Annotated in this window: 29 protein-coding genes; 17 read left to right on the top strand and 12 right to left on the bottom strand. The window is 71.6% G+C overall.

Translation table 11 applies throughout. From position 1 onward, the window contains the following. The first annotated feature begins 77 nt into the window (after window positions 1–77). The 7 genes from GPA03_RS18630 to GPA03_RS18600 all read left to right on the top strand — a co-directional run bounded on the left by GPA03_RS18630 (window position 78) and on the right by GPA03_RS18600 (window position 6,427). Window positions 78–1,004 carry an ABC transporter ATP-binding protein gene (locus GPA03_RS18630; RefSeq protein WP_156253548.1) on the top strand — a complete coding sequence of 309 codons (927 nt, stop codon included), beginning with the start codon at window positions 78–80 and terminating at the stop codon, window positions 1,002–1,004. After that, complete coding sequence (locus GPA03_RS18625; RefSeq protein ID WP_156253547.1) at window positions 1,001–1,813, top strand: hypothetical protein; 813 nt, start codon at window positions 1,001–1,003, stop codon at window positions 1,811–1,813. Before GPA03_RS18630 ends, GPA03_RS18625 begins: the two co-directional genes overlap by 4 nt. Continuing rightward, window positions 1,806–2,636: a hypothetical protein gene (locus tag GPA03_RS18620; protein ID WP_156253546.1), complete on the top strand. Its 831-nt coding sequence runs from the start codon at window positions 1,806–1,808 to the stop codon at window positions 2,634–2,636. Before GPA03_RS18625 ends, GPA03_RS18620 begins: the two co-directional genes overlap by 8 nt. Then, window positions 2,626–3,981, top strand: a complete 1,356-nt coding sequence (locus GPA03_RS18615; protein ID WP_156253545.1) for a sensor histidine kinase — start codon at window positions 2,626–2,628, stop codon at window positions 3,979–3,981. Before GPA03_RS18620 ends, GPA03_RS18615 begins: the two co-directional genes overlap by 11 nt. Continuing rightward, a complete protein-coding gene (locus GPA03_RS18610; protein ID WP_277755249.1) occupies window positions 3,978–4,652 on the top strand; it encodes a response regulator in 675 nt (224 codons plus the stop codon). Before GPA03_RS18615 ends, GPA03_RS18610 begins: the two co-directional genes overlap by 4 nt. Window positions 4,653–4,724: 72 nt before the next feature. Continuing rightward, window positions 4,725–5,312 carry a hypothetical protein gene (locus GPA03_RS18605; RefSeq protein WP_156253544.1) on the top strand — a complete coding sequence of 196 codons (588 nt, stop codon included), beginning with the start codon at window positions 4,725–4,727 and terminating at the stop codon, window positions 5,310–5,312. Window positions 5,313–5,392: 80 nt separating this feature from the next. Next, window positions 5,393–6,427: an NAD(P)-dependent alcohol dehydrogenase gene (locus GPA03_RS18600; protein ID WP_156253543.1), complete on the top strand. Its 1,035-nt coding sequence runs from the start codon at window positions 5,393–5,395 to the stop codon at window positions 6,425–6,427. Window positions 6,428–6,475: 48 nt separating this feature from the next. On the opposite strand, the gene GPA03_RS18595 is transcribed toward GPA03_RS18600, so the two are convergent. The 3 genes from GPA03_RS18595 to GPA03_RS18585 are packed head-to-tail and all read right to left on the bottom strand — an operon-like array spanning window position 6,476 to window position 9,149. Beyond that, window positions 6,476–7,312, bottom strand: coding sequence for a DUF6999 family protein (locus GPA03_RS18595; RefSeq protein WP_156253542.1), 837 nt, complete (start codon window positions 7,310–7,312; stop codon window positions 6,476–6,478). Window positions 7,313–7,314: 2 nt separating this feature from the next. Further along, complete coding sequence (locus tag GPA03_RS18590; protein ID WP_156253541.1) at window positions 7,315–8,013, bottom strand: iron-containing redox enzyme family protein; 699 nt, start codon at window positions 8,011–8,013, stop codon at window positions 7,315–7,317. Then, window positions 8,010–9,149 carry a 3-oxoacyl-[acyl-carrier-protein] synthase III C-terminal domain-containing protein gene (locus GPA03_RS18585; RefSeq protein WP_156253540.1) on the bottom strand — a complete coding sequence of 380 codons (1,140 nt, stop codon included), beginning with the start codon at window positions 9,147–9,149 and terminating at the stop codon, window positions 8,010–8,012. The genes GPA03_RS18590 and GPA03_RS18585 overlap by 4 nt, the downstream gene beginning before the upstream one ends. Before the next feature lie 128 nt (window positions 9,150–9,277). On the opposite strand from GPA03_RS18585, the gene GPA03_RS18580 reads away from it, so the two are divergent. Then, window positions 9,278–9,649 (top strand): YchJ family protein, encoded by a 372-nt coding sequence (locus GPA03_RS18580; protein ID WP_156253539.1) that lies wholly within the window; start codon window positions 9,278–9,280, stop codon window positions 9,647–9,649. Between the two features lie 128 nt (window positions 9,650–9,777). Here the strand turns inward: GPA03_RS18580 and GPA03_RS18575 are convergent, their stop codons facing one another. After that, window positions 9,778–10,053, bottom strand: a complete 276-nt coding sequence (locus GPA03_RS18575; RefSeq protein ID WP_156253538.1) for an acylphosphatase — start codon at window positions 10,051–10,053, stop codon at window positions 9,778–9,780. A gap of 17 nt (window positions 10,054–10,070) precedes the next feature. After that, the gene (locus GPA03_RS18570; protein WP_156253537.1) at window positions 10,071–10,799 is read right to left on the bottom strand and encodes a VOC family protein; all 729 of its coding nucleotides are present in this window, start codon (window positions 10,797–10,799) and stop codon (window positions 10,071–10,073) included. A 176-nt stretch (window positions 10,800–10,975) separates the two neighbouring features. Between GPA03_RS18570 and GPA03_RS18565 the strand changes: the two genes are divergently transcribed. Continuing rightward, the gene (locus tag GPA03_RS18565; protein ID WP_206673635.1) at window positions 10,976–11,386 is read left to right on the top strand and encodes a YciI family protein; all 411 of its coding nucleotides are present in this window, start codon (window positions 10,976–10,978) and stop codon (window positions 11,384–11,386) included. Continuing rightward, the gene (locus GPA03_RS18560) at window positions 11,383–12,675 is read left to right on the top strand and encodes an RNA polymerase sigma factor (RefSeq protein ID WP_206673634.1); all 1,293 of its coding nucleotides are present in this window, start codon (window positions 11,383–11,385) and stop codon (window positions 12,673–12,675) included. Before GPA03_RS18565 ends, GPA03_RS18560 begins: the two co-directional genes overlap by 4 nt. Window positions 12,676–12,691: 16 nt before the next feature. Here the strand turns inward: GPA03_RS18560 and GPA03_RS18555 are convergent, their stop codons facing one another. Further along, window positions 12,692–13,075 (bottom strand): DUF2809 domain-containing protein, encoded by a 384-nt coding sequence (locus GPA03_RS18555; RefSeq protein WP_162458426.1) that lies wholly within the window; start codon window positions 13,073–13,075, stop codon window positions 12,692–12,694. A 137-nt stretch (window positions 13,076–13,212) separates the two neighbouring features. Here GPA03_RS18555 and GPA03_RS18550 point away from each other — a divergent pair, with 137 nt between their 5' ends. From GPA03_RS18550 to GPA03_RS18540, 3 genes are all read left to right on the top strand, one after another. Beyond that, window positions 13,213–13,971, top strand: a complete 759-nt coding sequence (locus GPA03_RS18550) for an SDR family NAD(P)-dependent oxidoreductase (RefSeq protein WP_156253533.1) — start codon at window positions 13,213–13,215, stop codon at window positions 13,969–13,971. Between the two features lie 15 nt (window positions 13,972–13,986). After that, entirely contained in the window at window positions 13,987–14,442 is a 456-nt protein-coding gene (locus tag GPA03_RS18545; RefSeq protein WP_156253532.1) for a MarR family winged helix-turn-helix transcriptional regulator, read from the top strand. Between the two features lie 75 nt (window positions 14,443–14,517). After that, window positions 14,518–17,733 (top strand): efflux RND transporter permease subunit, encoded by a 3,216-nt coding sequence (locus GPA03_RS18540; RefSeq protein WP_156253531.1) that lies wholly within the window; start codon window positions 14,518–14,520, stop codon window positions 17,731–17,733. A gap of 3 nt (window positions 17,734–17,736) precedes the next feature. Here the strand turns inward: GPA03_RS18540 and GPA03_RS23185 are convergent, their stop codons facing one another. Next, window positions 17,737–18,444: an EF-Tu/IF-2/RF-3 family GTPase gene (locus GPA03_RS23185; RefSeq protein ID WP_206673633.1), complete on the bottom strand. Its 708-nt coding sequence runs from the start codon at window positions 18,442–18,444 to the stop codon at window positions 17,737–17,739. Between the two features lie 183 nt (window positions 18,445–18,627). On the opposite strand from GPA03_RS23185, the gene GPA03_RS18530 reads away from it, so the two are divergent. The 3 genes from GPA03_RS18530 to GPA03_RS18520 are packed head-to-tail and all read left to right on the top strand — an operon-like array spanning window position 18,628 to window position 21,052. After that, on the top strand, window positions 18,628–19,866 hold the full coding sequence (locus tag GPA03_RS18530) for an LLM class flavin-dependent oxidoreductase (protein WP_156253529.1): 1,239 nt from the start codon (window positions 18,628–18,630) through the stop codon (window positions 19,864–19,866). 12 nt (window positions 19,867–19,878) lie between these two features. Next, window positions 19,879–20,280: an NUDIX hydrolase gene (locus GPA03_RS18525; RefSeq protein ID WP_206673632.1), complete on the top strand. Its 402-nt coding sequence runs from the start codon at window positions 19,879–19,881 to the stop codon at window positions 20,278–20,280. 19 nt (window positions 20,281–20,299) lie between these two features. Continuing rightward, window positions 20,300–21,052, top strand: coding sequence for a YaaA family protein (locus GPA03_RS18520; protein WP_156253528.1), 753 nt, complete (start codon window positions 20,300–20,302; stop codon window positions 21,050–21,052). 144 nt (window positions 21,053–21,196) lie between these two features. On the opposite strand, the gene GPA03_RS18515 is transcribed toward GPA03_RS18520, so the two are convergent. The 4 genes from GPA03_RS18515 to GPA03_RS18500 all read right to left on the bottom strand — a co-directional run bounded on the left by GPA03_RS18515 (window position 21,197) and on the right by GPA03_RS18500 (window position 24,526). Next, a complete protein-coding gene (locus tag GPA03_RS18515) occupies window positions 21,197–22,576 on the bottom strand; it encodes a UTP--glucose-1-phosphate uridylyltransferase (protein WP_156253527.1) in 1,380 nt (459 codons plus the stop codon). 35 nt (window positions 22,577–22,611) lie between these two features. Beyond that, on the bottom strand, window positions 22,612–23,127 hold the full coding sequence (locus tag GPA03_RS18510) for a PH domain-containing protein (RefSeq protein WP_156253526.1): 516 nt from the start codon (window positions 23,125–23,127) through the stop codon (window positions 22,612–22,614). Window positions 23,128–23,360: 233 nt separating this feature from the next. Further along, on the bottom strand, window positions 23,361–23,828 hold the full coding sequence (locus GPA03_RS18505; protein ID WP_156253525.1) for a hypothetical protein: 468 nt from the start codon (window positions 23,826–23,828) through the stop codon (window positions 23,361–23,363). Next, the gene (locus GPA03_RS18500; RefSeq protein ID WP_156253524.1) at window positions 23,825–24,526 is read right to left on the bottom strand and encodes a hypothetical protein; all 702 of its coding nucleotides are present in this window, start codon (window positions 24,524–24,526) and stop codon (window positions 23,825–23,827) included. Before GPA03_RS18500 ends, GPA03_RS18505 begins: the two co-directional genes overlap by 4 nt. A gap of 93 nt (window positions 24,527–24,619) precedes the next feature. On the opposite strand from GPA03_RS18500, the gene GPA03_RS18495 reads away from it, so the two are divergent. Beyond that, window positions 24,620–25,750 (top strand): GNAT family N-acetyltransferase, encoded by a 1,131-nt coding sequence (locus GPA03_RS18495; protein ID WP_156253523.1) that lies wholly within the window; start codon window positions 24,620–24,622, stop codon window positions 25,748–25,750. On the opposite strand, the gene GPA03_RS18490 is transcribed toward GPA03_RS18495, so the two are convergent. Further along, window positions 25,719–26,699, bottom strand: coding sequence for a pirin family protein (locus GPA03_RS18490; protein WP_156253522.1), 981 nt, complete (start codon window positions 26,697–26,699; stop codon window positions 25,719–25,721). The genes GPA03_RS18495 and GPA03_RS18490 overlap by 32 nt on opposite strands. Between the last annotated feature and the right edge of the window lie 10 nt (window positions 26,700–26,709).

Below are 26,709 nucleotides of genomic sequence, written 5' to 3'. Positions count from 1 at the left end.
CCTGGGCAGGCCATGCCGCCGTGCCTAGCGTCGACGGTGCCGCGGGAACCAGCCCGGGCGAAGCAGAGGAGACGGGCATGATCGAGGTGACCGACCTGACCAAACGCTACGGGTCGACGACGGCGGTAGACGGCTTGACCTTCACGGTCCGGCCGGGCGCCGTCACGGGGTTCCTGGGCCCCAACGGTGCGGGGAAGTCCACGACCATGCGCATGATCGTCGGCCTGGCGCGCCCGAGCGCCGGCTCGACGCGCGTCAACGGGAGCCGCTACGCCGAGCTGCGGGCGCCGCTGCAGGAGGTCGGCGTGATGCTCGACGGACGCTCGGTGCACCCCGGCCGCACGGCCTACGGACACCTCATGGCGCTGGCCCGCACGCACGGCATCGGCCGCGCGCGCGTGCTGCAGGTGATCGAGCTCGCCGGTCTTGGATCGGTCGCGCGGCGGCGAGTGGGCGGCTACTCGCTCGGCATGGCGCAGCGGCTCGGCATCGCCGCCGCCCTGCTCGGCGACCCGCCGACGCTCATCCTCGACGAGCCCGTGAACGGGCTCGACCCCGACGGCGTGATGTGGATCCGGAACCTGCTGCGGGAGCTGGCCGACGACGGCCGCACCGTGTTCCTGTCCTCGCACCTCATGCACGAGCTCGCCGAGTGCGCTGACCGCGTCGTGGTGATCGGCCAGGGTCGCCTGCTCGCCGACGACGACCTCGACACCGTGATGGCGCGCAGCGCCCGGAGCGGGGTGGTACGCGTCCGTTCGACAGACAGCGCCCGGTTGGCGGGTGCGGCGAGGGGCGTGGGCGCGACCGTGCGGGCGGTGGGCACCGACGTTCTCGAGATCTCCGGTCTGTCCGCCGAGGCCGTGGGAGCTGCTGCGGCGGAGCTGGGCATCGCCGTGCTCGAGCTGAGCACCGTGGCCGGCACGCTCGAGGAGGCCTACCTCGACCTGACCGCCGGAGCCGTCGAGTACCGGTCCGGCGCGACGACCGGGAGCGGTCGATGACCGCCGCGCTGCTGCCCGCGGCGGTGGCGCTGCCGGCGCGTCGCGGCGTCGGGCTCGCCCGCGTGGTGCACTCGGAGTGGGCCAAGTCGTGGGGTCTGCGATCGACCCGATGGGCGGTGGCGACGACCATCGCGCTGACCGCGGTGCTCGCCGCGATGACCGGCTTCGACAGCCTCGTGGGCGCCGATGGCTACGGCCACAGCCTCGCGTACCTGGCCGGCGGCGGGCTGCTGTTCGCCCAGCTCCCGCTGCTGGTCCACGGCGTGCTCACCGGCGCCGGCGAGTTCTCGACCGGCAGCGCGACCACCACCCTCGCAGCGGTTCCGCGCCGCACGGTCGCGCTGCTCGCCAAGGTGATCACGGTGGCGGCGACGGCGGCCGTGACCTCGATCGCCGCACTCGCGGGCGCGGTCGCGCTCGCCAGGATCAGCCCGCTCGGGCAGGACCTCGCGCTCGCGGTCGACGACGGCTACTCCGTGCGCATCCTCGGCGGCGGGGCGGCGGCGATGACGCTGCTGGCGGTGCTGGCGCTCGGCGTGGGGATGGCCGTGCGCCGACCCGTGATCGCCATCGCGCTGATGTTCGGGCTCGGCCTGTCCGAGCTCGCGCTCATGGGCGCTGACGGGCTCGCTCAGTGGCTGCCGGGGCACGCCCTGGTGACGGTCACCGCACTCCCCGACTTCCTCGACCTCGTCGCCTCCATGGGCGAGACCGTGGTGGGCCCGTGGGCAAGCCTCGGCGTGCTCGCCCTGTGGGCGTTGCTCGCTGTCACGCTCGCCGCCGTCCGGCTGCGCCGCTCCGATGTCTGAGGTCGCGACCACCCAGGCCGCCGTTCGCGGGATGCCGTCCCGCCGCGGTGTCGGACCGGTGCGCGTGCTGCGGTCGGAGTGGGTCAAGACCTGGACGCTGCCCGCCACGCTGTGGGGGGTCGTCGCCGCCGTCTGCTTCAACGCCGTGATCGGGCTATGGGTCGGCTACAACGCCGAGGCACCGCCCGTGGGCGGCCTCGCGTACCTGCTCACGGTGGGGTTGCCGCTCACCCAGGTGCCGCTGCTGATGGTCTCGGTGGCCATCAGCGCGGGCGAGCACGCCGACGGGAGCGCGCGCTCCACGTACCTGGCGGTTCCCCGGCGCCTGCCCGTGCTGGTCGCCAAGGCACTGGCGACGGCGGCGGTGGCGGTGACCGCCGGAGCGGCGGCGCTCGCGGTCACCTCCCTCGCGCTCGCGATGGCCGCCGACAGGCCGGGCATCTCGATCGCGTACGCCGATGGCGATCTGCCGCGGGTGCTGGCGGGCGCGCTGCTGTACCTGGTGACGATCAGCCTGCTCGGCCTCGGTCTCGGCACGGCGGTACGCCGACCGGCCAGCACGATGGTCACGCTGATCACCCTGGTGCTGGTGCTCGAGCAGGCGGTCGTCATGGTGGGGGTCACCGCCGGGGAGACGCTCCGGTCCCTCCTGCCAGGCTGGGCCGGCCGTCTGGTGGCGACGCCGTCCGAGGTGCTGGCCGCGACGGAACGGTCGATCGCGGCATGGCTTCCGGGTCCCTGGCAGGGCTACGGCATCCTGGTGGCGTGGACCGCCACCGCCCTCTTGGTCGCCGCGCTGGTGGTGCGCCGTCGTGACGTCTGAGCTCTCGATGACGCCCCCGCGCTGGTGGCGGCGCGGGCCGCGGGCCGCCGATGCCGCCGTCTGCGTGGCCTTCGCGATTTGCGCCCTGCTCACGGTCGCGCTCTTCGCCGTTCCTGCGGTCATCTGGTACAACTACCCGCCCGGATCCCCGATGGCGCACCGGGTCACCGTGGTGGGGATCGTCGTCGCCGTCGCGGGCACCCTCATGCTCCGGTGGCGCCGGCACCTCCCCGTGGCCATCGCTCTCGCTTTCGCCGTGCTCGCGCTGGTCTCGCTGCTGCTGACCGCGGGCAGCGGTGCGACGACGATCGGGCTCGCCCTGGCGATGTATGCGGTGGCCGCCTCCCGCACCAGCATCACCGCCTGGACGCTGACGGTCGTGACGTGGGCGGTCCTCAGCCTGGCGCACTGGAACCTGCTGAGCATCACCTACCTCGACCTCATGGGGCTGGGGTGGCTGGAGACGCGCCCGGGCCACCTCCAGAGCCCACCGGGTGGCTTGACCCCCGAGCAGTGGACGGGCACCGAGCTCGCGCCGGTGACGTCGGACCCGGTCAGGGTGACCGCGGTGGTCACGATCGCTGCCTTGCTGCTGCTGGCCGTCGCCCTCGGCACCAATACCCGCCTGCGCCGCCAGCGAGCGGAGAACCAGCGCGACCGCGAGCGCACGCTGCGCCGCGAGGAGCAGCAGCGCGCGATGCTCAGCCGGGCCACCGAGCGCACGCACATCGCGCGCGAGGTCCACGACGTCATCGCGCACAGCGTCTCGGTGATGGTCGCGCTCGCCGACGGGGCGGGTGCCGTCGCCGCGACATCGCCGGGCGAGGCGAAGGTCGCGATGCAGGAGGTGTCCCAGACCGGGCGGGCGGCGCTGGCAGACATGAAGCGGGTGCTGCTGGCGCTCGACGACGCACCCGCCGCGACCGGTGACGACGAGGACCTGGCCACGACGGTGTCTCGATTCCGGCTGGCCGGGCTGCCGGTGACCGCCACCGGTCTCGAGACGGCGATGCCGGAAGCAGCGATCGCGCTCGCGACCAGACGCATCCTCGCCGAGGCGCTGACGAACGTGCTGCGGCACGCACGCGGTGCCGCCGAGGTGAGGGTCGCCGTCGCGCACTCGGGGGAGGTCGTGACGATCGAGGTGACCAACAGCGGCGGCGGTACGACCGCCGTCGGGCAGCTGGGGGCCGGCCGAGGGCTGACGGGCATGCGGGAGCGAGCCGAGCTGCTGGGTGGGACGGTCGAGGCCGGACCGGTGCCGGGCGGCGGCTGGCGGGTGGCTGCGACGCTGCCGGTGCGGGCCCCCGCGACCTCGGCCGCCCGCGAGGGAGACCACACGTGACGACAACCGTGCTGCTCGTGGACGACCATGCGCTGCTGCGCAAGGGGTTTCGGATGGTGCTGCAGGCCGAGCCCGATCTCGAGGTCGTCGGTGAGGCCGCTGATGGCCGGGTGGCGGTCGAGCAGGTGAAGGCGCTCCGACCGGACGTGGTGCTCATGGACGTGCGGATGCCGGGCGGAGACGGCATCACGGCGACCGAGCAGATCGTCGCGGCACACCCCGGCAGCCGCGTGCTGGTACTGACCACCTTCGACCTGGACGAGTACGCCTTCGGTGCGCTCCGGGCCGGCGCGAGCGGGTTCCTGCTGAAGAACGCCGAACCCGCTGCCCTCGTGGACGCGATCCGCACGGTCGCACGTGGTGACGCCGTGGTGGCGCCTCGGGCCACACGCCGCATGCTCGAGCTGCTCTCGGACAAGCTGCCGCGCAGCGATGCACCGGAGCCACCGAGCAGCCGCCTCGCCGACCTGACCCCGCGCGAGGTCGAGGTGCTGCAGCTGATGGCCGAGGGGATGTCGAACGCCGAGATCGCCGAGCATCTCGTGCTGTCGGGGACCACGATCAAGACCCACGTGGGGAACGTGCTCGCGAAGCTGGGGGCGAGGGACCGCGTGCAGGCCGTGGTGGTCGCGTTCCAGACCGGACTCGCGAACGTCGACGACGGCCGGTGACGCCGCCGGGGCGGATCGACGCCCTACACTCGCGCGGGTCCGAACGTCGTGGAGAAGAGAAACCGAGAGACCGTGCGCCCCGACAACGCTGCGCTGGCCCAGCACCCCGACCACTTCGACTTCGCGCTCTCCCCGGCGAAGACCGCCGCGTTCGCAGCGATCGGTGTGATCCTCGTTCTGGTCGCGATCGTCGCCGTCGTCAACCTCGACGCCATCAACGAGTTCGGTGAGGAGAACGCGAGCGGCCGCCGCTCCCGAGCTCTTGGCCCCTACCTCGGCTACATCGTGGCCGGCCTGGGCGCTGTGCTCGGCAGCTGGGCCCTCGTGCACGCGAACCGCACCGGCACGTGGAAGCTCACCAGCGGCCAGCCGCTCAAGCACCGAAGCTGGGTGATCCAGGGCGACATGGACAACGCGCACCAGCGGCTGGCCACGACCGACCCGCGCGTGTATCTGCCGCTGCCGGTCTCACGCCGCGCCGACGAGCTGCGACGCCGGCTGCGCGCATACACGCCCGAGGGGATCCCGGTCACGTACCTGACGCTCACGATGGGTGCAGGCAAGAACGAGCGCCACTGGCCGGTGCTCACCTTCGAGGGCGCTGCCCACGAGGCGTTCCAGCGGTCGGCGTCGAAGCTCGGCAAGCCCTATCAGGGCTGACCTCCGGGACCTCCGTCCCTGATCTGCCGCCGTTCTCAGCCATAGCCTGGCGGGACCCACCTGAGAACGGGAGGCACCCCATGAAGGCTGTCCAGTACCGCACGATCGGTAGCGCTCCGGAGGTCGTCGAGATCGACACACCCGAGCCCGGCCCTGGTCAGGTGCTGCTGAAGGTCACGGCCGCCGGCCTGTGCCACTCCGACGACTTCGTGATGTCGATGCCGGCCGAGGCCTACACGTTCGGGCTGCCGTTGACTCTGGGCCACGAAGGTGCAGGAACGGTGGTGGCGCTCGGGGAGGGGGCCACGGGCGTCGAGGTCGGCGAGAACGTCATCGTCTACGGCCCGTGGGGCTGCGGCATGTGCGAGTCCTGCGCGAACGGCTTCGAGAACTACTGCAGCCGTGCTGCTGAGCTCGGCATCGCACCGCCCGGGCTCGGTGCCCCTGGGGCGTTGGCGGAGTACATGATCGTCGACTCGCCGCGGCACCTGGTGCCGATCGGGGATCTCGACCCGGTGACGGCCGTGCCGCTGACCGATGCCGGACTGACGCCCTACCACGCGATCAAGCGGTCGCTGCGGAAGCTGGTGCCGGGCTCGGTCACCGTGGTGATCGGAGCCGGCGGGCTGGGGCACGTGGGCATCCAGCTGCTGCGGGCGCTCTCGGCCACCACGGTCGTGGCGCTCGACGTCTCCGAGGACAAGCTCGAGCTCGCTCGCGAGGTCGGCGCGCACCACGCGTTCCTCTCGGACGCTTCCGCGGAAGCGGCGATCCGCGAGGTCACCGGCGGGAAGGGTGCCGATCTGGTCCTCGACTTCGTCGCGGCGCAGGCCACGCTGGACCTGGCCCTCAAGGTCGTGGCGGTCGACTCCGACGTCACGATCGTGGGCGTCGGCCCGGGCGAGGCACGGTTCGGCTGGCTCGGCGTTCCCTACGGCACCACCGTCCGCACCACGTACTGGGGCGGCCGCACCGAGCTCGCCGAGCTCGTCGCGCTGGCACGCACGGGCGTCCTGCACGTGGCCACCGAGACGTACACGCTCGGGGAGACCCCGGCCGCGTACGAGAAACTTCATGCGGGGACGATCAGGGGACGCGCCGTCGTCATTCCCTGACGGATGGAGCGGCACGGCGCCCGGATCGCGACCAGCGACCGGGCGCCGTCAGCCGATCCGCTGCTCGCGTGCGAGCTTCGCCAGGTGTGCGTGGGCGTACTCGCACACGAGCGCGTGACGGTAGACCAGCTGCGGGACGTCCACGTTGGTGTCCATCCAGAGGCTGAGGCCACCCATCTTCCAGTGCTTGAAGGTGTCGTCCTCGCAGACCGCGGCCAGGATCTCCAGGAACGAGTCGTCGAACCGCAGCGAGTGGATCGCGCGGCGAAACTCCTCGAGGCTCAGCGCGACGCAGAAGGGGATGTTCATGAGGCACAGCGCCGTCTGGATGTCGAGTGCCAGGAGCCTGCGCCTGTGTCGTTCACTATCCAGCGGCGGTACGTCGATCCCGGTGAAGTCGAGCTGGTCGGGTGCATCGACCCGCACGCCCTCGAGGGCGATGAGCAGGTCGTAGACGTTGACGTCGTGCTCGACGACGGCGTTGTCGCCCAGCCCCTGCAGGGTCGTCGGGCGCAGGGTCACCGGGTCGATCTTCGCCTCGGTGTTGTTGATGATGAAGTTGACGAGGTTGGTCTCGACGACGAAGTGCCGGATCAGCAGCTCGACGGCGTCGGCTGCCACGAACCTGCGCAGGAACCACAGGCACAGCTTGTCCATCGTGGCGAGCGTCATCCAGCGCCCGGGCGCGACCCGCTTGACCAGCGACAGCGCCCCCACCAGCACGCGGGAGAGGAACCGCGCGTACGGGTAGAGCCACCGGCGCGAGCTGCGCCGCTGGTCGTCGATGATCATCGTGATCAGCGACTTGTCCAGCGGGATCGAGGGGTCGGCGTAGATCGCCTCCCACATCGAGGGGTCGGACCGGACGAACTCACCGGGCGCCATGCTCAGATCTCGTCCAGCTCGGTCAGCTGCATGACGTAGAGCCGGGCCACGACCTTGGCGCACGAGACGATGGCGTCGGCGGCGTCGGCGTCGATGCGGTCCGAGGTGAGGAAGGTGTCCATCGTGCCGGTGTGCTCCACGTCGGCCTCGGCGTGGTAGATCATGAAGTGGACCTGGTTGTCGGCGAGCCCCAGCACCTCGGCGAAGCGACGGCCCCACTCGCCCGCCTTCTGCGCTCCGAGACCCTCGATGATGAACATCGCCCCGAGGCACGCAACCGGGTTCGGCTGGCTCGCCACGGTGAACATGTACCCGGACAGCGCCTGCGACCCGACGTTCTTCCGCCCGGCCTGCAGCGTCTCGAGGCGGCCACCGATCGCGAGGTAGTCGCGCTGCAGCAGCAGGTGGTCGCGGTGCTCCTCGAGCGCGTGCCCGATGGCGGCCGAGCGCAGGTCGAAGTGGTCCATGTCGAAGTTCGACGCCGCGCGCGCGATCCACAGCGAGCCGTCCACCACCTGCTGACGCAGGTTGTGCAGCAGCCGGTGATAGTCCTCGATCGTGACGTCACCCGCAGCGAGGGCCTGCAGGATCGGCACCTGTTCGAGCCGCGCCTCGAAGTCGGCCCAGACGTCGCTGAGCCGGTCGAGCAGCGGTCGGCTGTCGCGCTGCGGAGGGACGTAGCCCAGGGCGGTGCTGGTCATGCGGACGTACTCCTTTGTTGACGTGGTGCCACGACGGTCAGGTGCGCGAAGCCGAACGAGAACCGGCCGGACTCCGGGACGGCCAGCAGCACGGTCTGCCCCGGCTGCAACCGACCCGTTCGCCAGGCCTCGTCGAGAGCGATGTAGATGCTGGCCGCGCCGGTGTTGCCGCAGGTCTCGAGGTTCGAGAACCAGCGGCTCGCGTCGAAGCCCGGCACCCGGGCGGCGAGCGCGTCGAAGACCACGTCGCGGAAGGCGTTGGTCGAGTAGTGGCAGATCACGTGGTCGAGCTTCTTGAGGTCGACGAGACCCAGCTCCACGAGCTCCTCGAACTGCGCGAGGCCGACCTGCGCGAGCTCTCCCAGCACCGAGGTGTCCTGGCGGATCTGCAGCAGCCCGGCCCGCTCGGCACCGGCCACGTCGTCGAAGTCCTGCCAGGTCTTGCCCGGCTCGAGGGCGTTGCCGTGGAGGCCGGCCCGCATGCAGACCTCGTGCTCGTGCGCGAGCGAGACCTGCCGCACCCAGTCGACCCGCAGCGATGGCCGGTCCGGCCGAGGCTGGAACTCCACGATCGCCGCGCCGGCGCCGTCGGAGAGCATCCAGCGCAGGAAGTGCGCGTCCAGGTGGTCCTCGACACCCTCGAAGCGGCGCTGGTGCAACCACCTGCTCGACAGCTCCGAACCGACCACGGCGGCGCGTGCGTGATCGCCCAGGCGGATCTTGCTGACGGCGGCGTCGAGCGCGGCAATGCTGGAGGCGCACACGCCGGTCGCCGTCAGCACCTGCATCGGCCCGCCGCCGAGCCGCCCGTGCACCATCGACGCGAAGCCGGGCACCAGCAGGTCGCCCTGCGTGGTGGCGGTGGCGAGCATGCCGAGGTCGCTCGCCTCGAGCCCCCGGTCGGCCAGCGCAGCGGTGACCGCCTTCGCCGCGAGCTCCTCGTTCAGCTCGGTGGTGCGGCCCTCGGTGTCCATCGCGTAGTAACGCTGCTGGATCCCGTTCGCGTTCTGGATCCGGCGCCGGATCCGCTCGGTGCGCCGGTCCACCCCACCCAGCCGGCTCGCGACGTCGTCGTTGCGCACCGGCGCACCGGGCAGGTACCGGCCCAGGCCGGTGAGGTACGCGGTCGCCGTCATGGGCCCTATTCATCCACACCTTCCGCCGCACCGGCGATGGGCACGTCGGCCCTGTGGATGACCGAGGGCTCGACGGCGCACCTCGCCTGGTGGGGCAGCTCACCCTGAGGTGCTGCAGACTCGGGCGGGTGAGCCACCCCCGCGCCTGCCCGTGCGGCACCGGCCTGCCGTATGCAGCCTGCTGCGAGCCGTTCCACGACGGCGCACCCGCGCCGACCGCCGAGGCGTTGATGCGCTCGCGTTACAGCGCCTACGTGCGCGGGCTCGACGACTACGTGTTCCGGACCTGGCACCCACGGACGCGCCCGGCGTCGGTCGCCTCGGCCGCGACGTGGACCGGGCTCGTGATCGTGCAGACCGTGGCCGGCGGTCCCGACGACGAGCGCGGCACCGTGGAGTTCGTCGCGACCGCTCCCGGTCAACGGCTGCACGAGCTCAGCCGGTTCGAGCGCCGCGCCGGCCGCTGGGTCTATGTCGACGGCGACGTCAGCGCGACCTGACTCGGGTGCGCCGCGACGCCGTGTCCAGTGACACAGATTCGTGTCCAGATCGCTGTTCGCGACCGTTCCGAGCGCTGATCGCCCATCTGGCAACGAATCTGGGTCACACCACCGGCCGCCGGGTCGGATCAGAGCGTGGCGCGCGCCTCGAACCCCAGCTCGCCGGTGGGTTCGACGTCGGTGACGCTCACGCCGTCGACGCGTCCCATCGGCGGTCCCTCCGCGGCCCACGAGAGCAGCTCCGCGACCTGCTCGTCCGTGCCCTCGATCTCAGCTTCGACGCTGCCGTCGCGGCGGTTGCGCACCCAACCGGCCACGCCCACCTCGTCCGCACGCTCGCACATCGAGAACCGGTAGCCCACGCCTTGGACCCGGCCACGGATCACCACCCGGACACGTCTCATGTCTCCATGGTGGCGCGTCAGAGGCTCGAGGGCAGCAGGCAGAACTCGTTGTTGCCGGGATCGACGAGCACGGTCCACGGCAGCTCGCCCCAGTCGTGGTCGAGCTTGCGGGCGCCGAGGTCGAGCAGCACCGCGAGCGCGGCATCGTTGTCGCCGCCGGGCGGCACGCGCAGGTCGAGGTGCATCGGGTTCTTGCCCCGCTTCGGCTCGACCGGTTCTGTGAAGGCCAGCAGCGGACCCGTGCCGGAGGGGTGGCGCAGCGTGTGCTCGTAGCGGTCATCGGGCACCCAGTCGGACGCTGCGAGCCAGAACTCCGTAGCCGCCGAGATGTCATCGGCATCGAGCGGCAGCCCCCCGATCGGACCGGTGCTGCGGTAGAACTCACGCTCGGGCATCACGCAGAACGCGTAGTCCTCGGGGTCCACGAGCACGACCCACGGCACATCGTGCTGCCCGATGTTCACGTGCGCGGCGCCGGTGGCCAGCGCCTGCTCCACCATCTCGTCGCGGCGCTCGCCGCCGAACACATCGAGGTGGAGGCGGTGGGGGCGCGGCTCGCGATCGGGCACCGGCACGAAGTCGACGAAGAAGTCGGTCAGACCCGGGTACCGCAGCCGGGTGCCCTGCTCGGACTGCTCGGCGATCGGTGCCTGCAGCAACCCGGACCAGAACCGGCCGAGCATCGTCGGGTCGTGGGCGTCCACGACGAGCGCCTCCAGGTGCAGCTTCGGAGCATCGTCAACCATCGTCCGACCCTACGACCGGGCACCGACACCGACAACGACTCGGTGTCGCCACGCACGAGAGCGGTCTCGGCAAGAATTTCCCGGAACGTGTCGATCGGAGCCGATGCCGTTCGACCTGTGCGTGAGAGGGTCCCGACCGGGACCCTATTTCCGGAGAGGGAATCACTGTGAAGTTCATGCTGATCATGCGAGCCGACGAGCAGGCCGAGGCGGCGTTCGCCGAGATCGACTTCGAGCAGGTGATGGACGCGATGGGCCGGTTCAACGGCGAGCTCATCGACGCCGGGGTGCTCGTCGCCGCGGAGGGGCTGGACGACGCCGCCGACGGCGTCGTGGTCGACTACTCGGGCGAGACACCGGTCGTCACCGACGGCCCCTATGGCGAGGCCAAGGAGCTGTTCGGCGGCTACTGGATCCTCGACGTCGCCTCCAAGGAGGAGGCCGCGGAGTGGGCCAAGCGGGCGCCGCTCGCCGGCCCAGGGATGAAGGCCGAGATCCGCCGGGTGACGAGCATCGACGAGTTCCCGGCCGACAACGAGTGGATTCGCAAGGAGCGGGCGTGGCGGGAGGCCACGGGCCAGCTGTGACCCGAGCCTCCAACCCGGCACGACAGGCCGTCGAGGCGGTGTGGCGGATCGAGTCGGCGAGGATCGTCGGCGCGCTCGCCCGGTACACCGGAGACCTCGCGCTGGCCGAGGACGTGGCGCAGGAGGCCCTGGCCGAGGCGCTGGTCGGCTGGCCGCGCGAGGGCACACCTCGCGACCCTGCCGGTTGGCTGCTCACGGTGGGGCGGCGTCGAGCGATCGATGCCTTTCGCCGTCGGGCCGCGCTCGAGCACCGCTATGCCGCTCTCGCCCACGACCTGGGCGAGGGCGGTATGTCGTCGGGCATCGGCACCGCGGCAACGGAGCACGACGGCCGGGACGACCTGTGGGACCCGGACCGGATCGACGACGACGTGCTGGCCCTCATCTTCATCGCTTGCCACCCGGTGCTGGGTCGCGAGGCGCAGGTGGCGCTCACGCTTCGAGTCGTCGCTGGCCTGTCCAGCGACGAGATCGCACGTGCCTTCCTCATCCCGACGGCCACCGCCCAGGCCAGGATCACCCGCGCCAAGAAGACGCTGACGGCGGCCGGGGTCCCGTTCGAGCTGCCACCGCACGAGCAGCGGCCGGCGCGGCTAGGCCCCGTGCTGACCGTGCTATACCTCGTGTTCACCGAGGGCGCCAGCGCATCCTCGGGCGATGAGTGGATCCGGGTCGATCTCGCCCGCGAGGCGTTACGGATGACCCGCGTGCTCACCCGGCTCGCCGGGGACGCGGCCGAGGTGCACGGCCTGCTCGCGCTGATGGAACTGACCGCCGCACGGTTCCCTGCCCGCATCGGCCGCGACGGTCTGCCGGTGCTGCTGGAGGACCAGGACCGACGGCGGTGGGACGTCAGCGCGATCCGGCGCGGTCGGGCCGCGCTCGCCACCGCGCAGCGGACCGGCCGTGGGCTCGGCCCCTACGGCGTGCAGGCCGCGATCGCCGAGTGCCATGCGGTGGCGCCCTCGGTCGGCGAGACGGACTGGGAAAGGGTGGTGCTGCTCTACGACGTGCTGCGCAGGATCGCCCCCTCACCTGTGGTGGACCTCAACCGAGCGGTGGCGGTGGCGATGCTGCGCGGCCCGGCCGCCGCGCTGGCCGAGGTGGACGCCGTCGCCGCGGGCGGCCGGCTCACTTCCTCGCACCAGCTGCCCAGCGTGCGGGGCGAGCTGCTGGCGCGGCTGGGCCGGACCGACGAGGCGCGGGATGCCTTCCTCCTCGCGCACGAACGAGCGGAGAACGCCCAGGACCGCGCCATCCTCGAACGCAAGCTGACTGCCCTGGGATGACCGCCGCCAGGCGGGGTCAGGGCCGGGAAGAAGACCCGACGGGTGTCGACAACGCGAGCGTCGCGACCGCACCCCCGACGATCAGCAACAGCAGATCGACCGGGTCGAAGCTGCTGCCCAGCAGCAGCGCGACCGGGGGGAGCCGTTCCGCCAGCGCCGCCGGAACACCCGTGAGCTGAAGGATCTCGACGGCGCACGCCGCCCCGGTACCGATCGCACCCGGGAGCAGCGCACCCCGGCGCGCAAGCACCAGCGCGACCACGCCCACGGCCGCAGCCGCGTACGCGAGGGTTCCCACGGCGTCGGTCCATGCCAGCTGCCGGAACGGCTGCACCGATGCCCCGACGAGCACCGCCACCACAAGGACGAGGGCGGCCCTCCGCCTGCTCGGTGACGTCACGGCTCGAGCCAACCACCGCCGTCGAGCCCACGACACCTGAGACGACCACAGCGCTCCGGATCCCCCGGCGACCTCCACATCTCCCGCACGAGATCGCAGGTCCGGCACCGCACCGGGCACGCCTCTAGGGTGAGCCCATGACGCGAGCGTTGATCACCGGGGCGAGCACGGGCCTGGGCGCCGAGTACGCCCGGCAGCTGGCGGCCCGGGGCGACGACCTGGTGCTGGTGGCGCGCAACGAGCAGGCCTTGACGGCGCTGGCCGCCGAGCTCGGACGCCTGGGCGTAGAGATCGAGGTCCTCCCTGCCGACCTGCTCGACCCGGAGCAGCTTTCCCGCGTCGAGGAGCGACTGACGAACGAGGCCGAGCCGGTCGACATGCTGATCAACAACGCCGGCTTCGGGATGGGGCTGCGTTTCGAGCGGAACGCGGTCGACGACGAGGTGCGGCACCTGCGGCTGCACAACGAGGTGCCGCTGCGGCTCATGCACGCCGCGCTGGGCGGCATGCTCGCCCGTGGTGACGGCCGGATCGTCAATGTCGCATCGGTCGCTGCGTTCCTGCCACGCTCCACCTACGCCGCGTGCAAGCGGTGGCTCGTGGAGATCAGCCGCTGGATGACCGGCGAGTACGGTCCGCGCGGAGTCACCGCCACCGCCGTCTGCCCCGGCTACACCCATACCGAGTTCCACGCGCGACTCGGCCTGCCCGCGGGCAAGGAAGGCGTCCCGGGCTGGATGTGGCTGACCGCCCCCGACGTCATCGCCGAGTCGCTGCGCGACATCGACCGGGGCAGGTCGATCAGCGTGCCCTCGAAGCGCTACAAGGCGATCGTGGCACTCCTCAAGGTGGTACCGCCGGGGGTCGCGGCCAAGGCCGGCGCCCGCGGACGCTGACGTGCTCCCCCTCCCATGGCGGAACCCGACCGAGCCAACCTGCTGGCCGCCATCGCCGAGAACCACGAGGCGATCGCGGCCACGATGGTCAAGCACCGGCTGCAGCGGCTGCTCGACACCCATCTGTCGGCCGCGCGCCTGCACGCGCTCGTGGTGCTCGAGATGCACGGCCCGCAGCCCGCAGGAGATCTCGCGCGGGCGCTCGGCGTCAGCGCCGCGAGCGTCACGGGACTGGTCGACGGTCTCGAGAAGGCAGGCTTCGCCGAACGCCGCCCGGATCCCGACGACGGCCGGTCCCGTGTCGTCCACGCCACCGCGACCGGGGTGGCCGCGTGGCGCGACGCGGTGCTCGGCCCCACGGAGATCGACGCCGGCATCCTCGATCACCTGAGCGACGACGAGCTCGCCCTGATCGCCCGGGCCGCGGCGGTGCTGCGACGCGCGGTGACCGATGTCACCGAATCGGCCTGACCCCGCCGGTCTCACGAGCAATCCTTCGGGTTACCCTAAATTTCGCCTGGTCCACCCCCGCCCTGGAGCATGCCCGTGCACTACCTCGCGCGTTTCTCGCTCAGCCGCCGCGCCCTGACGGCGCTGATCACCGCCGCGATCGCGGCACTCGGCATCGTCAGCCTCACCTCGCTGCGGCAGGAGCTGATCCCGCCGATCAGCTTCCCGGCCGCGGTGGTCTTCGGCACCTACCCGGGCGCCTCTCCCGAGGTGGTCGAGGACCGCGTGACGACCGTGCTCGAGGAGGCCGTCGCCGGTGTCGACGGCATCGAGGACATGACCTCGACGTCGGCCACCAACGTCTCGACCACGACGGTGATGTTCCAGTACGGCACCGACATGCCGACCGCGCTCGCGGACCTGCGCTCGGCTCTGGACACCGCCTCCCAGCTGCTGCCCGAGGACGTCGATCCGCAGGTGATCGCCGGGTCGATCGACGACCTGCCGGTCATCCAGCTCGCTGTCGCGGCGGGCGGGGGCGCTGACGACGGCGACACGCTCGCCGGCGTGGTCGAGGACATCATCGTGCCCGAGCTCGAGGACATCGATGGCGCGCGGTCGGTCACGGTCAGCGGTCAGGCGGTGAGGGAGATCGCGGTCGACGTCGACATGGCGGCACTGCTCCCGACCGGTCTCACGCCGCAGGACGTGCTGGAGGTTCTCGACGACTTCGGGCTGCGGATCCCCGCCGGCACCCTGACCGATGGCGAGGAGAGCCTCACCGTCGAGACCGGCACCCCGATCACGAGCGTCGAGGACCTGGTCGCGATCCCGCTCGGCACGGCGCCTGACGGCTCGACGGTGACGCTCGGCGACGTCGCCGAGGTGGTCGACCAGGAGGCGGCCGCCACCTCGCTGTCGCGCCTCAACGGCGAGCCCTCGCTGTCGATCGCGATCACGAAGACCCCGGACGGCAACGTCGTCGAGGTGTCCGAGGCCGTGCAGCAGGTGATCGCGGACCTCGGTGACCGGCTCGACGCGCAGGGCGTCGAGGTGGCCATCACGTTCGACCAGGCACCTTTCATCACCGAGTCGATCGAGGGGCTCGCGACCGAGGGCATGCTCGGGCTCGTCTTCGCCATCGTGGTGATCCTGCTGTTCCTGCTGTCGTTGCGCTCGACGCTGGTCTCGGCCGTGTCGATCCCGCTGTCGCTGCTGACGGCGTTCATCGTCATGGAGGTCGTGGGCTACTCGCTCAACCTGCTGACGCTGGCGGCACTGACGATCTCGATCGGGCGCGTGGTCGACGACGCGATCGTGGTCATCGAGAACATCAAGAGACACCTCTCGTACGGGGAGGCGCGCAAGGACGCGATCCTGCTCGCCGTCAAGGAGGTCGCAGGCGCGATCACCTCCGCGACCATCGCCACCGTGGCCGTGTTCGCCCCGATCGCGTTCGTCGGCGGGTTCGTGGGCGAGCTGTTCCGGCCGTTCGCCGTCACGGTGGCGATCGGCATGCTGGCGTCGCTGTTCGTGGCCCTGACGATCATCCCGGTGCTCGCCTACTGGTTCATCAAGGCCCCCGACGGCGCGACCGACCTCGAGGCCGCCGAGAAGGCTCGCGCGGAGGCCGAGGCCAAGGAGCGCCGCGGTATCTGGCAGCGCTCCTACCTGCCGCTGCTCAAGGCATCGCTGCGCCGGCCCGTCGTCGCGCTCGTGGTCGCCGTGGCCGTGCTCGGTGGCACGGTCGCGCTCACGCCGCTGCTGCAGACCAACTTCCTCGGCAGCTCGGGGCAGGACACGCTCACGGTCACCCAGGACTTCCAGCCCGGGACCTCCCTGCAGGCTCAGGACAGCGCCGCTCAGCAGGTCGAGGAGGCCCTGATGGCGATCGACGCCGTCGAGACCGTGCAGAGCACGGTCGGCTCGGCGGGCGGCTTCGCCGCCTTCTTCGGCGGTGGCGGCAACCAGGCGAGCTTCGCGATCACGCTCGATCCCGAGGCCGACGGCGAGAGCGCCGAGGCGGAGGTGCGCGACGCCGTCGCCGACCTCGTCACCGGTCGGGTCACCGGCATCAGCGTCGCCGGTGGGGATGCCGGCCTCGGCACCACCACGATCGACCTGGTGATCACGGCGGACGAGATCGACGCGCTCGCCGAGGCCGGGCAGATCGTCTACGACTCGGTCGAGGGCATGGACGGCATCGCCGAGCTGAGCACCTCGCTCGCCGCCGACCAGCCGGTCATCCAGGTGACGGTCGACCGCGCTGCCGCGGCGGCCGCCGGGCTGACCGAGACCGCGGTGTCGATCGCGGTGGCCGGGGCGATGACCGATGCCGAGATCGGCACGATCGACTCAGGCGGGGCCGAGGTGTCCGTGATCGCCAGCTTCGCCGAGTCGCCCGCCGACCTCGACGAGCTCGCGGCGCTGCCGATCACCGGCTCGGCCGGACCGGTGCTGCTGAGCGACATCGCCACGGTCGAGGTGGTGCAGACCGCCTCGGCGATCACCCGGACCGACGGTCGCCGTACCGTGACGGTCGCGGTCACCCCGAACATCGACGACCTCGGCTCGCTGAGCACCGAGCTCAACGAGAAGATGGAGGCGCTCGAGCTGCCCCCTGGCACCGAGGTCACCGTCGCCGGTGCGGCGGCCGAGCAGGCCGACGCGTTCTCCGACCTGGGCCTCGCGCTCGTGCTGGCGATCGCGATCATCTACATCGTGCTGGTCGCGACCTTCAACTCGCTCGCGCAGCCACTGATCCTGCTGGTGTCGGTCCCGTTCGCGGCGACCGGTGCGCTCGTGGGTCTGCTGGTCACCGACACCCCGCTGGGGGTGCCGGCGCTGATCGGAGCACTGATGCTGGTCGGGGTGGTGGTCTCCAACGCCATCGTGCTGATCGACCTCATCAACCAGTACCGCGCGCAGGGGCGAGATCTCGAGGAGGCCGTGGTCGAAGGTGCACGCAAGCGCCTCCGCCCGATCGTGATGACGGCCGCCGCGACGATCTTCGCGCTGCTGCCGATGGCGCTCGGTGTGACCGGCGGTGGCGCCTTCATCTCGCAGCCCCTGGCGATCGTCGTGATCGGTGGTCTCATCAGCTCGACCCTGCTGACGCTCGTGATCGTGCCCGTCATCTACACGATGGGCCAGCGCGCCACCCAGCGACGCCGCGGACGCGGCTCCGCCGTGGAGGGCGACGGCGAGCAGGCCGAGCAGGAGCCGGCCGAGGACGGCGAGGCCGAGGTCACCGGGTCGGCGCGCCTCCGTGGCCGGCGCGCCAAGCACGCCGCCGAGCCGGCGGCGCAGTAGCCGCTAGGCGGCGATGACGTCGCCGCGGTGGACGTCGTCACGCGTGACGCGCCGCAGCAACAGGCCGACGTTGTCGCCGGCCTCGGCGGTCTGGACCAACTGCCGAAACATCTCGATGCCGACGACCTTGACCTCGACCTGCCCGACGCCGCCGCGCTGGATCACCACGGTCTGCCCCTCGTGCAGCCGACCCGAGGCCACCCGACCGGTGACCACGATGCCGCGGCCGGTGATCGTGAACACGTCCTCGACCGTGAGCGAGAAGCCACCGATGGGCGCGCTCGGCGCAGCGGCGTCGACGGCGCCGTACGGCTGGGCGTCGGCCACGCCCCGGACGTGCGGGGCGGCAGGCGGGGCCTGCCCGCTGCCGGTGGCCAACCCTTGTGCCTGCCGACGGCGCTGGTGAGACATCACCACGAACGTCGTATGGATCGAGCAGAGGATGGCCGCGCCCACCACGATGCCGGTCTGCGCGGCGGGGTCCTCGGTGACCGGGAAGACGTACGCGAGCAGCACCGCCGCCACCAGCACGACGCCGTTGATGATCGCCATCCGGACGAACTTCTTGGCGAGCGCGCTGTCGGTCCGCGGCCGCGCAGCCCCGACCGGGCCATCGGTCGTCGGCCGGCCCGGTGGCACCTGCCCGTCGCGTACCCCGGGCACCGGGGTCTGGTTCGGGATCTCGGTCTCGCCGTCAGGGAAGAAGGTCACAGCACGACGGTACCGGGCGAGGCACCGGGTGCCTTGACGGTCACCCCAGGTCTGGAGAAGATCATCACGCGTCGTCCGCGCGCCAGGGGAGCGCCGACGACACTCGACCTCGACGAGACGTGAGCGAATGCCAGCACAGCCTTGCCCTCGCATGCCCAGCACGATGCGACCGGACGCCGCGCGATGACCGAGCCGCTGCGATTCGGAGTCCTCTCGCACAGCCTGCACCGCCCGGACCACTCGGCGGCGCTGCAGCTCGCGGACGAGGTCGCGCTCGCCGAGCATGCCGACCAGCTCGGGTTCGACGAGCTCTGGTGGACCGAGCGTCACAGCGGCGGGTGGCAGGTCGTCTCCGACCCGATGCTGCTGGCCGCGCACGCCGCGGCGCGCACGCAGCACATCCGGCTCGGCGCCGTGATGGACCCGGCGCGTCGCCACCCCGCGAACCTGGTCGACGGCGCAGCGCAGCTCGATCACCTGACCCGCGGCCGGTTCCTGCTCGGGTTGAGCGCCGATGTCAGCTCCGTGGACGCCGCTGCGGTGGGTCTCGTCGCCGACGCCGAGCCGACGATCGCCGAGACGGTCGAGGCCGTCTCGCATCTGCTCCGCGGGAAGCGAGGGCTGTCGGTGACACCGCGGCACGCGCCCTGGGTGCTGCGCGATCACAGCCCGCAGCTGCTGCCGCGGGCGCAGCTCGACGCTCGCGCCGTCTCCCTCGGCGACTCCGCCGGCCCGGAGCTCGCCGGGAAGTTCGGGCTCGGGCTGATCAGCACGGCTGCTGCCGAGTCCACGGGTCTCGGCCGTGAGAACCCGATAGCGCTTACCTGGGAGCGCGCCGAGGCGGCCGCGCGTGGCCGGGGTCGCAAGATTCCACGCTCACGCTGGTCGCTGGTGACGCGGATGCACCTCGCCGAGACCGAGATCGAGGCGCGCCGGCAGGTCCGGTACGGCATGGCGCGCTGGGCCGAGTACGCGCGCACCTCGCTGCCTGGCGTGGTGCCCGCCGGATCCGACTCGGAGGCGCTCGTGGACGGGCTGCACGATGCCGGCCTCGGTGTCGTGGGCACCCCGGCGATGGCAGTGGCACATCTCGAGCGCGTCCTCGACCTGAGCGAGGGTGCGGGGACGATGCTGGTCGAGGTCGCCGGGTGGGCGGATCGGGCGGACACGCACGCGAGCCTCGAACGCTTCGCGCGCCAGGTGGTGCCCCACCTGACCGGATCGAACCGCGCACGCCTGGCCGCGGCGGTGACCGAGGTCTCGGAGGCGGCTGCCGGCCGGCCCGTGGGCCGCCGAGCCGCCGGTCGACCTGCGGTGCCCGCGCCGATGGCGACACCGGTCCGCGGGATCAGCCGGATCCATGCCGACGAGGCCGCAGCACGCCGCCGCGGACGCCACGCCGTCGACCCGCCGGCCGACTGACGGGGTGGGCAGGTGACCAACGAGATCATCCGGGTGAGCGCCGTCGTGCTCCGAGATCATCAGGGCCGCGTGCTCACCGTTCGCAAGCGCGGGACCGCGCGGTTCATGCTGCCGGGCGGCAAGCCCGAGGCGGGCGAGAGCCCGGCCGAGACCGCGCTGCGCGAGGTGCAGGAGGAGCTGCTGATCGACCTCGAGCCCGCCGCGCTGCGCCATCTCGGCACGTTCCTGGCCGACGCGGCGAACGAGGCCGCGACCCAGGTCCACGCCGAGGTGTTCGAGCACCGGAGCGTGCCGGTCGGCGAGCCGGCGGCGGAGATCGAGGAGCTGCGCTGGCTCGACCCGACCGGGCCCCGCCCGGCGGATCTCGCGCCGCTGCTGGAGCACCACGTGCTGCCCGCGCTCACGGCGGTCTGAGCGGCCGTACGCTGACCGGGTGCTGATCCTGCTGCCCCCGTCGGAGGGCAAGGCGCAGCGTGGGAGAGGGCGGCCGGTCGACCTGACCCGGTTGTCGTTCCCCGAGCTCGCCGACGCCCGCGCCCACGTGCTCGACGCCCTCGCCACCACGAGCGCGCGGCCGGACGCCGTGGCACGGCTGACCGCCCCTGCGGGTGCGGCGCACGAGGTCGCGCGGAACGTGCAGATCCGCGAGATCGGCACCCTCCCGGCCGAGCGGCTGTACACGGGCGTGCTGTACGACGCGCTGGATCTCGAGTCGATGGAGGGCGCCGCACGGCGACGCGCCCGGCGCTGGCTGGTGGTGACCTCAGCGCTGTTCGGGGCCGTCCGCATGGCCGACCCGCTGCCGCCGTACAGGCTCCCGATCTGCGCGAGCCTCGACGGCCTGCGGAGCCCCGCGGGCCTCGAGGCGTACTGGCGGCCGCACCTGGCAGAGCCGCTCGCCGAGGCAGCCGGGCGCGGTGTGATCGTCGACGGCAGGTCGAGCAGCTATCTGCCGCTCTGGCGCCCGACGGCCGAGCTGGCCGACCGATGGGTGCAGATCCGCGTGCCCGGCGCGAGTCACTTCGCCAAGCACACCCGGGGCCTGGTCGCGCGGCACCTGTGCGTGGCCGGCTCGACCGGCAAGGACGTGCCCGCGGTCGCCGACGAGATCGGCGCCGCGTTCGACGTGAACCTCCATGAACCGGCTCGGCCGGGCAAGCCGTGGGTGCTCGACGTGCAGCCATGAGCTCGAGGCTCCGGCGAATCTGATCGACTTGCGTGACCGAAGTGCCACATCGGCACTGGAGTCACGCCGGAGGACCCGCGAGGGTGACCGAGGTGCCGATATGGCACCGGAGTCACGGTCCGCGGTGTGCGTCGGCTCGCGGCATCAGGCAGAGAGCTCGCTGCCGTCGGCGACGCGCTCGGGCGACCCGGTGTCGGCGAGCGTGGCGGCTCCGGTCACGCGCACGTCGGAGCCGAAGGTCCAGTCGCCCTTGACGGTCAGCGAGGTCGCGTCGCGCAGGCTCGGGGCGCCGCTCGCGAACCGCTTCTCGAAGGCGTCGATCTTCTTGAAGTAGCCGCTGTCGAGGTCGATCGCCGGGATGGCGGACGCCTGGGTGAGCCGGCCGTCGTCGCCGAGGTCGTAGACGTCCGAGCGCAGCAGGAGCAGCTCGTTGGTGGTCTTGACCGGCAGGAACCGCTCGCGCCCGACGGCGATCGCCGTCGCGCCTTCGAACACCTCGACGGCGGTGCCCATCGCCGACTCGATCTGGATCACCTCGGGGGAGGTCGAGTCTGCCGGATCGACCGTCTTGACGTTCTTGATCAGCGGCAGTCCCAGCACGCCGTCGCGCTCGGTCAGCACCCGGTCGAGCTCGCGCAGGTCAAACCACAGGTTGTTGGTGTGGAAGTACGGGTGCACGTGCTCGTCCGTGAAGAAGTGCATGTCCTCATCGGGCGTCATCGCGGTGTCCCGCAGGATCAGCTGGCCGTCGGACTTGCGGATCGCCAGGTGCCCGCCCTTGCGGTCGTTGGCCGTGCGGGTGCACACCTCGGCGGCGTAGGGTGCACCCGAAGCGGCGAACCAGCCGGCGATCTGGGCGTTCGGGCCGGCGCCGAGGTTGTCGGCGTTCGAGACCGAGGCGTACGTGAAGCCCTGGTCCAGCAGCGCCTTCAGGACGCCGGAGCCGAGCAGCGACGGGTAGAGGTCGCCGTGCCCCGGCGGGCACCACTCGAGCTCGGGGTCGGCCGGCCAGTCGACCGGGGTCAGGTCGTCCGCACGGAGCTTGGGTTCCTTGCTCTGGAGGAAATCGAGCGGGACGCCCTCCACGGCGAGGTCGGGGTACGCGGCCAGCGCCGCGAGGGTGTCGGACTGGGTGCGGAACGAGTTCATGAACAGCAGCGGCAGCCGCGCACCGGTGGCGGCGCGAGCGCTGCGCACCTGCTGCACGATCAGGTCGAGGAAGGACTTGCCGTCGCGGACCGGCAGCAGCGACTTCGCCTTGTCCATGCCCATCGAGGTACCGAGACCGCCGTTGAGCTTGATGACCACGGTGGCATCGAGAGCGGCGGCGGCATCGGCGTCGGAGATCTCGACGTCGCTCAGCTGCGGGACCTCCAGCATCGGGTCGATCGTGGACTCGGGGATGAGACCCGTGGCCCCTTCCTCCAGCTGCCGGTAGTAGTGGCTGAAGACCTCGATCGCGACCGGGCTGACCCCGGCCCCTGCCATCTTGTCGCGTGCCTGCTGCAGACCCGATTCACTCATGGCAACGATCGTACGGGCGGCGAGTGTGGTGAGGCTCAGTCGTCCTCGGCGGCCTTCGCGGCCGCACCCGCCTCGTCGCCGAACAACAGCTCGGTCATCACCACGTGGACACGCTCGACGTCGGGCACGTCGTCGAGCGTCACCGGCGCCTCGGCCGCTGTCGTCAGCTGCAGCGTGCCGCAGCCGAGGACCCGGTCCAGCAGGCTGCGCTCGTAGGTGACGTTGTTGATGCGCGAGAGCGGGATGTCGTGACCCGACTTGTTGATGATCCCCCGGCGGGTGATCACCCGGCGGTCGGTCAGCGTGTAGGTCGTGGTGCGCCAGCGCAGGAACGGCACCAGCACCATGATCACGAACAGCACGGCAACGATCGCGCCCACGACCCACGTGCCCACCGGCGTCCATGACGCCGGCATGAAGGCCATGCTCACCCAGGTGATGGCGGCCAGCAGCACCAGACCGAGGACGGGCAGGACGAGGTCCTTGCCGTGCGTGCGCATGTGGAGGATGACATCCTCGTCGGCACCCAGGAGCTTCCGCGGCAGACCCATGGCGTCATCGTGGCACAGCAGCGCCGACACCAGCGGGACGTCGCCCACCGCACCCGCGCCGCGGGCGCCCGGGCCCGACGCCCCGCAAACCGCACGGGCCGGTGAGTCAGCGCCCACCACGCGGAGCGCCTGGTGCGACAGCGCCCACGGCAAGCACGCGAGTGGCCGCCCACCCACCGCTGCTCCGCCGAGGTGGACGCTCGCCCACCGCTGCTCCACCGAGGTGGGCGCTCCTATGGCGAGCAGGCCTGCTCGAGGAAGTCGTCGACGGGTTGTGCGGTGCCGGCCGCATCGATGACGGTGCCGGCCTCGAGGTCGTTGAGCTCGGCGAGCGTGACCTCCGGGCCGGCCACCGTGAGGTCATCGGCCGTGGCCGTGAAGCTGTACGGAACGTCGCTGACCAGCCCGCCGTCGACATCGAGCACCCAGTTGTCGGGCGGCTCGGAGTCGATCCGGAAGAAGGTGATGGGCTCCACGGTGCGCCCGATCCAAGCGAGAGCGGGATCGCCGTCGGCGCCCTCGGCGAACTGCACGTAGGTGAGCGAGCGGCCCTCGTCGCACATGCGGAGCACGGCCATGTAGGCGCTGCCGTCGAACCCCACCGCGGCCACGGCGGCAGGGTCGGGCGAGGAGCAAGCCGTGACGGCCGCGGCGGCACCGAGTCCGAGCGCGACCAGAGCCGCGACACGAGCGCGGTTCACTCCTTCCCCACCAGCGGGTCGTAGCCGACGTTGAGCCAGAGGTGCCGAGGGATCTGCTGGTAGACGCCGTAGAGGGTGTTGACGTAGACGTCGATGGCCTCGAGCACCTGGCGGCCACCGACGACCATGAAGATGTCGGAGCCCTCGACCGTGATCGTGCGACCGAGCGCGTCCCGCGCCATCAGCCGCTCCATCATGCGCGGGTGGACGAAGTCGTAGGCGTACCTCTCGTCCTGCCCCTGCACGCGCCAGGCGTCGTTGAACGCCTTGGACTCGAACCGGATGTCCTGCCCGCCGAAGAACTTCGCGACGCTCGCACCGGCGCCGTCGGCGCTCAGCCGCAGCCACGGGAGCCGGGCCGGCAGGCTGAGGGCGACGACGTGGAAGTAGGAGGTGCTCTGGTTCTTGCCGCTACCGGTCGTGTACTGGTAGGTGAACGAGACCACCGGCATGTCCTGGAAGGTTCCGGTCAGCACGTTGGACGCCCTGCGGCTGTGGCCGCGCTGAAACGGTGCCGACTGCCAGCGCTGGGTCAGGCTCGGCACCTTCGCGGTGTAGGTCCAACCACGCGCCCTGGCGAAGGCCTGCGCAGCCTCACGCCGCTTCTTGTTGACGTACCAGGCGAGGCAGAGCGCGCCGACGAACAGCGCCACGAACAGCAACGGGACGATCGCCCCGATCCACGAGCCTCCATGCATATCCGGTCACCTCCGCTTCCCCGCGAGGGTAACAACGGCTGGTCGGGCGCAAATGACGTGACGAGGGGTAGGCCTACCCGTCACCCTGAGCGAATGAGCTACCGGATCATCGATGTCCCGGTACCGGACTCGGCCACCGCCGAGCCCGGTTGGGAAGTTCGTGCCACCGCGACGCTGCTCTCCGCCCTCGAGGCCGAGGTCTGGGGCAACGACGACTTCGCGGTCACCGCGCGGCAGGTCGCCGCCGGGCTCACCCATCAGGAGAGCACTCTCAAGCTGCGCACGCTGGCCGTTCCGGCCGACGTCGAGAACCCCACGGCCGAGGACGTCCTCGGGATCGGCTCGACCTGGATCCCGCTGCAGGACAACACCTCGAGCGCAGACGTCTGGGTCGGGACGCGGCCCGATGCCCGACGGCGTGGCGTGGGCGAGGCGCTGTGGCAGCACGGCCTCGCCCAAGCGCGCGCGCACGGCCGCACCGTGCTGCAGGCCTGGACCGGCTACGCGGCCGAGCCCGCGGCGGGTGACCCCGACGCGATCGACCCGCCCACCGGATCTGGACGCGTGCCCGGTCAGGATGCGGCCACGCGGTTCGCCCTCGCTCACGGCTTCGGCCTCGAGCAGGCAGAGCGGCACTCGGTCCTCGAGGTACCCGTCGATCCTGCCGCGCTGGCACGGTTCCGCGCCGAGGCCACGGCCAAGGCAGGTGAGGACTATGAGCTCGTCTCGTGGGGCGACGCGGTTCCCGAGCAGCACATCGACTCCTACTGCGAGCTGCTGCGCAGCATGAGCACCGACGCCCCGAGCGCCGGTCTCACCATCGAGGAGGAGAGCTGGACCGCTGAGCGCGTGCGGCAGCAGGAGGCGAACCTGCGGGACCAGGGCATGCACAGCATCGTCGTCGCTGCGCTGCACCGGCCATCGGGCGAGCTCGCCGGCTACACCGCCCTGCAGATCGAGGAGGACAAGGCGCCACCGGTCTACCAGGACAACACCATCGTGCGCGCCGACCATCGCGGGCACCGGCTCGGCATGCTGCTCAAGGTCGCGAATCTGCAGCGCCTGGCGACGGAGCACCCGCAGGGCGAGCGCGTGCACACCTGGAACGCCGAGGAGAACGACTACATGCTCAGCATCAACGTCGCGCTCGGGTTCCGGCCCGCCGGCGGCGCAGCTGCGTGGGAGCGCACGCTCACGGAGCGGTCGGGGGCAGACGCGGCTTGAGCCGCACGTCCGGCACCACGGGGGCCGGGATGCGGTCCTGGCCGTGCCCGGCCACGGTGCCGAACCGGCGGCGCGGGTCGGCCGGCGCCATCGTGGCGTCGGCCTCCCAGTCGGCGCGCGCCTGAGCCACCTGCTCGTGGTCGCGGCCCACGAAGTTCCAGAACATCACGATCGGCTCCTCGAACGGGACGCCGCCCAGGAGCACCATCCGAGCTCCCGGCTGCCCGACGGCGATGCTCACCTGCTCCCGTGCCATCCCCAGGAACGCGAGGGGCCCGGCAGGGATGGCGACGCCGTCGACCTCTGCCTCGCCCTCGACGACCAGCAGGGCGTGCTCGAAGCCCTCCGCCAGGGGGAGATCGACGCGCGCCCCCGGCTCGGCGGTCAGGTCCACGCCGAGCATCGGCGTGTGCACGGTCGCAGGTGAGCGGACCTCGCCAACCTGCCCGACGAGCACGATCCCGGACCACCGCTCGCCGACCAGTCGCGGCAGGTCACCCACGTGCTCGAAGGCGGGCTGGTCGACGCCGTCGGGGAGCGCGGCCCACAGCTGCAGGCCCATGAGCTCAGCACCCTCGGCGGAGACCTCGGAGTGGGAGATGCCGGTGCCGGCCGTCATGAGGTTGAGCTCGCCGGGGCGGACCAGCAGGTCGGAGCCGAGGGAGTCGCGGTGCCGGATCTCGCCGATCATCGGCCAGGTGACGGTCTGCAGCCCGATGTGCGGGTGCGGCAGCACGGTCATCGGCTCGTCCGAGCTGGGGCCGAACGCATCGAGGAAGCACCAGGCGCCCACCGTGGAACGGGCCCGCTGCGGCAGCGTGCGGCGCACGGTCATCGCGCGGATGCCGCCCAGCGGGACCTCGCGAGCCTCGAGCAGCTGCACGGTCGGGCCGCACGCCGTCGGGACCTCGAGGTCCATCTCGGCCGGCCGCGGGTCGAGATTCGTCACGTCGTGAGCC

Origin of the sequence: Pseudactinotalea terrae (assembly GCF_009733845.1) — a bacterium.
Taxonomy (GTDB): Bacteria; Actinomycetota; Actinomycetes; order Actinomycetales; family Beutenbergiaceae; genus Pseudactinotalea; species Pseudactinotalea terrae.
The sequence above is the reverse complement of the archived record's forward strand: the minus strand, read 5'-3'. Positions and strand labels throughout refer to the sequence as shown.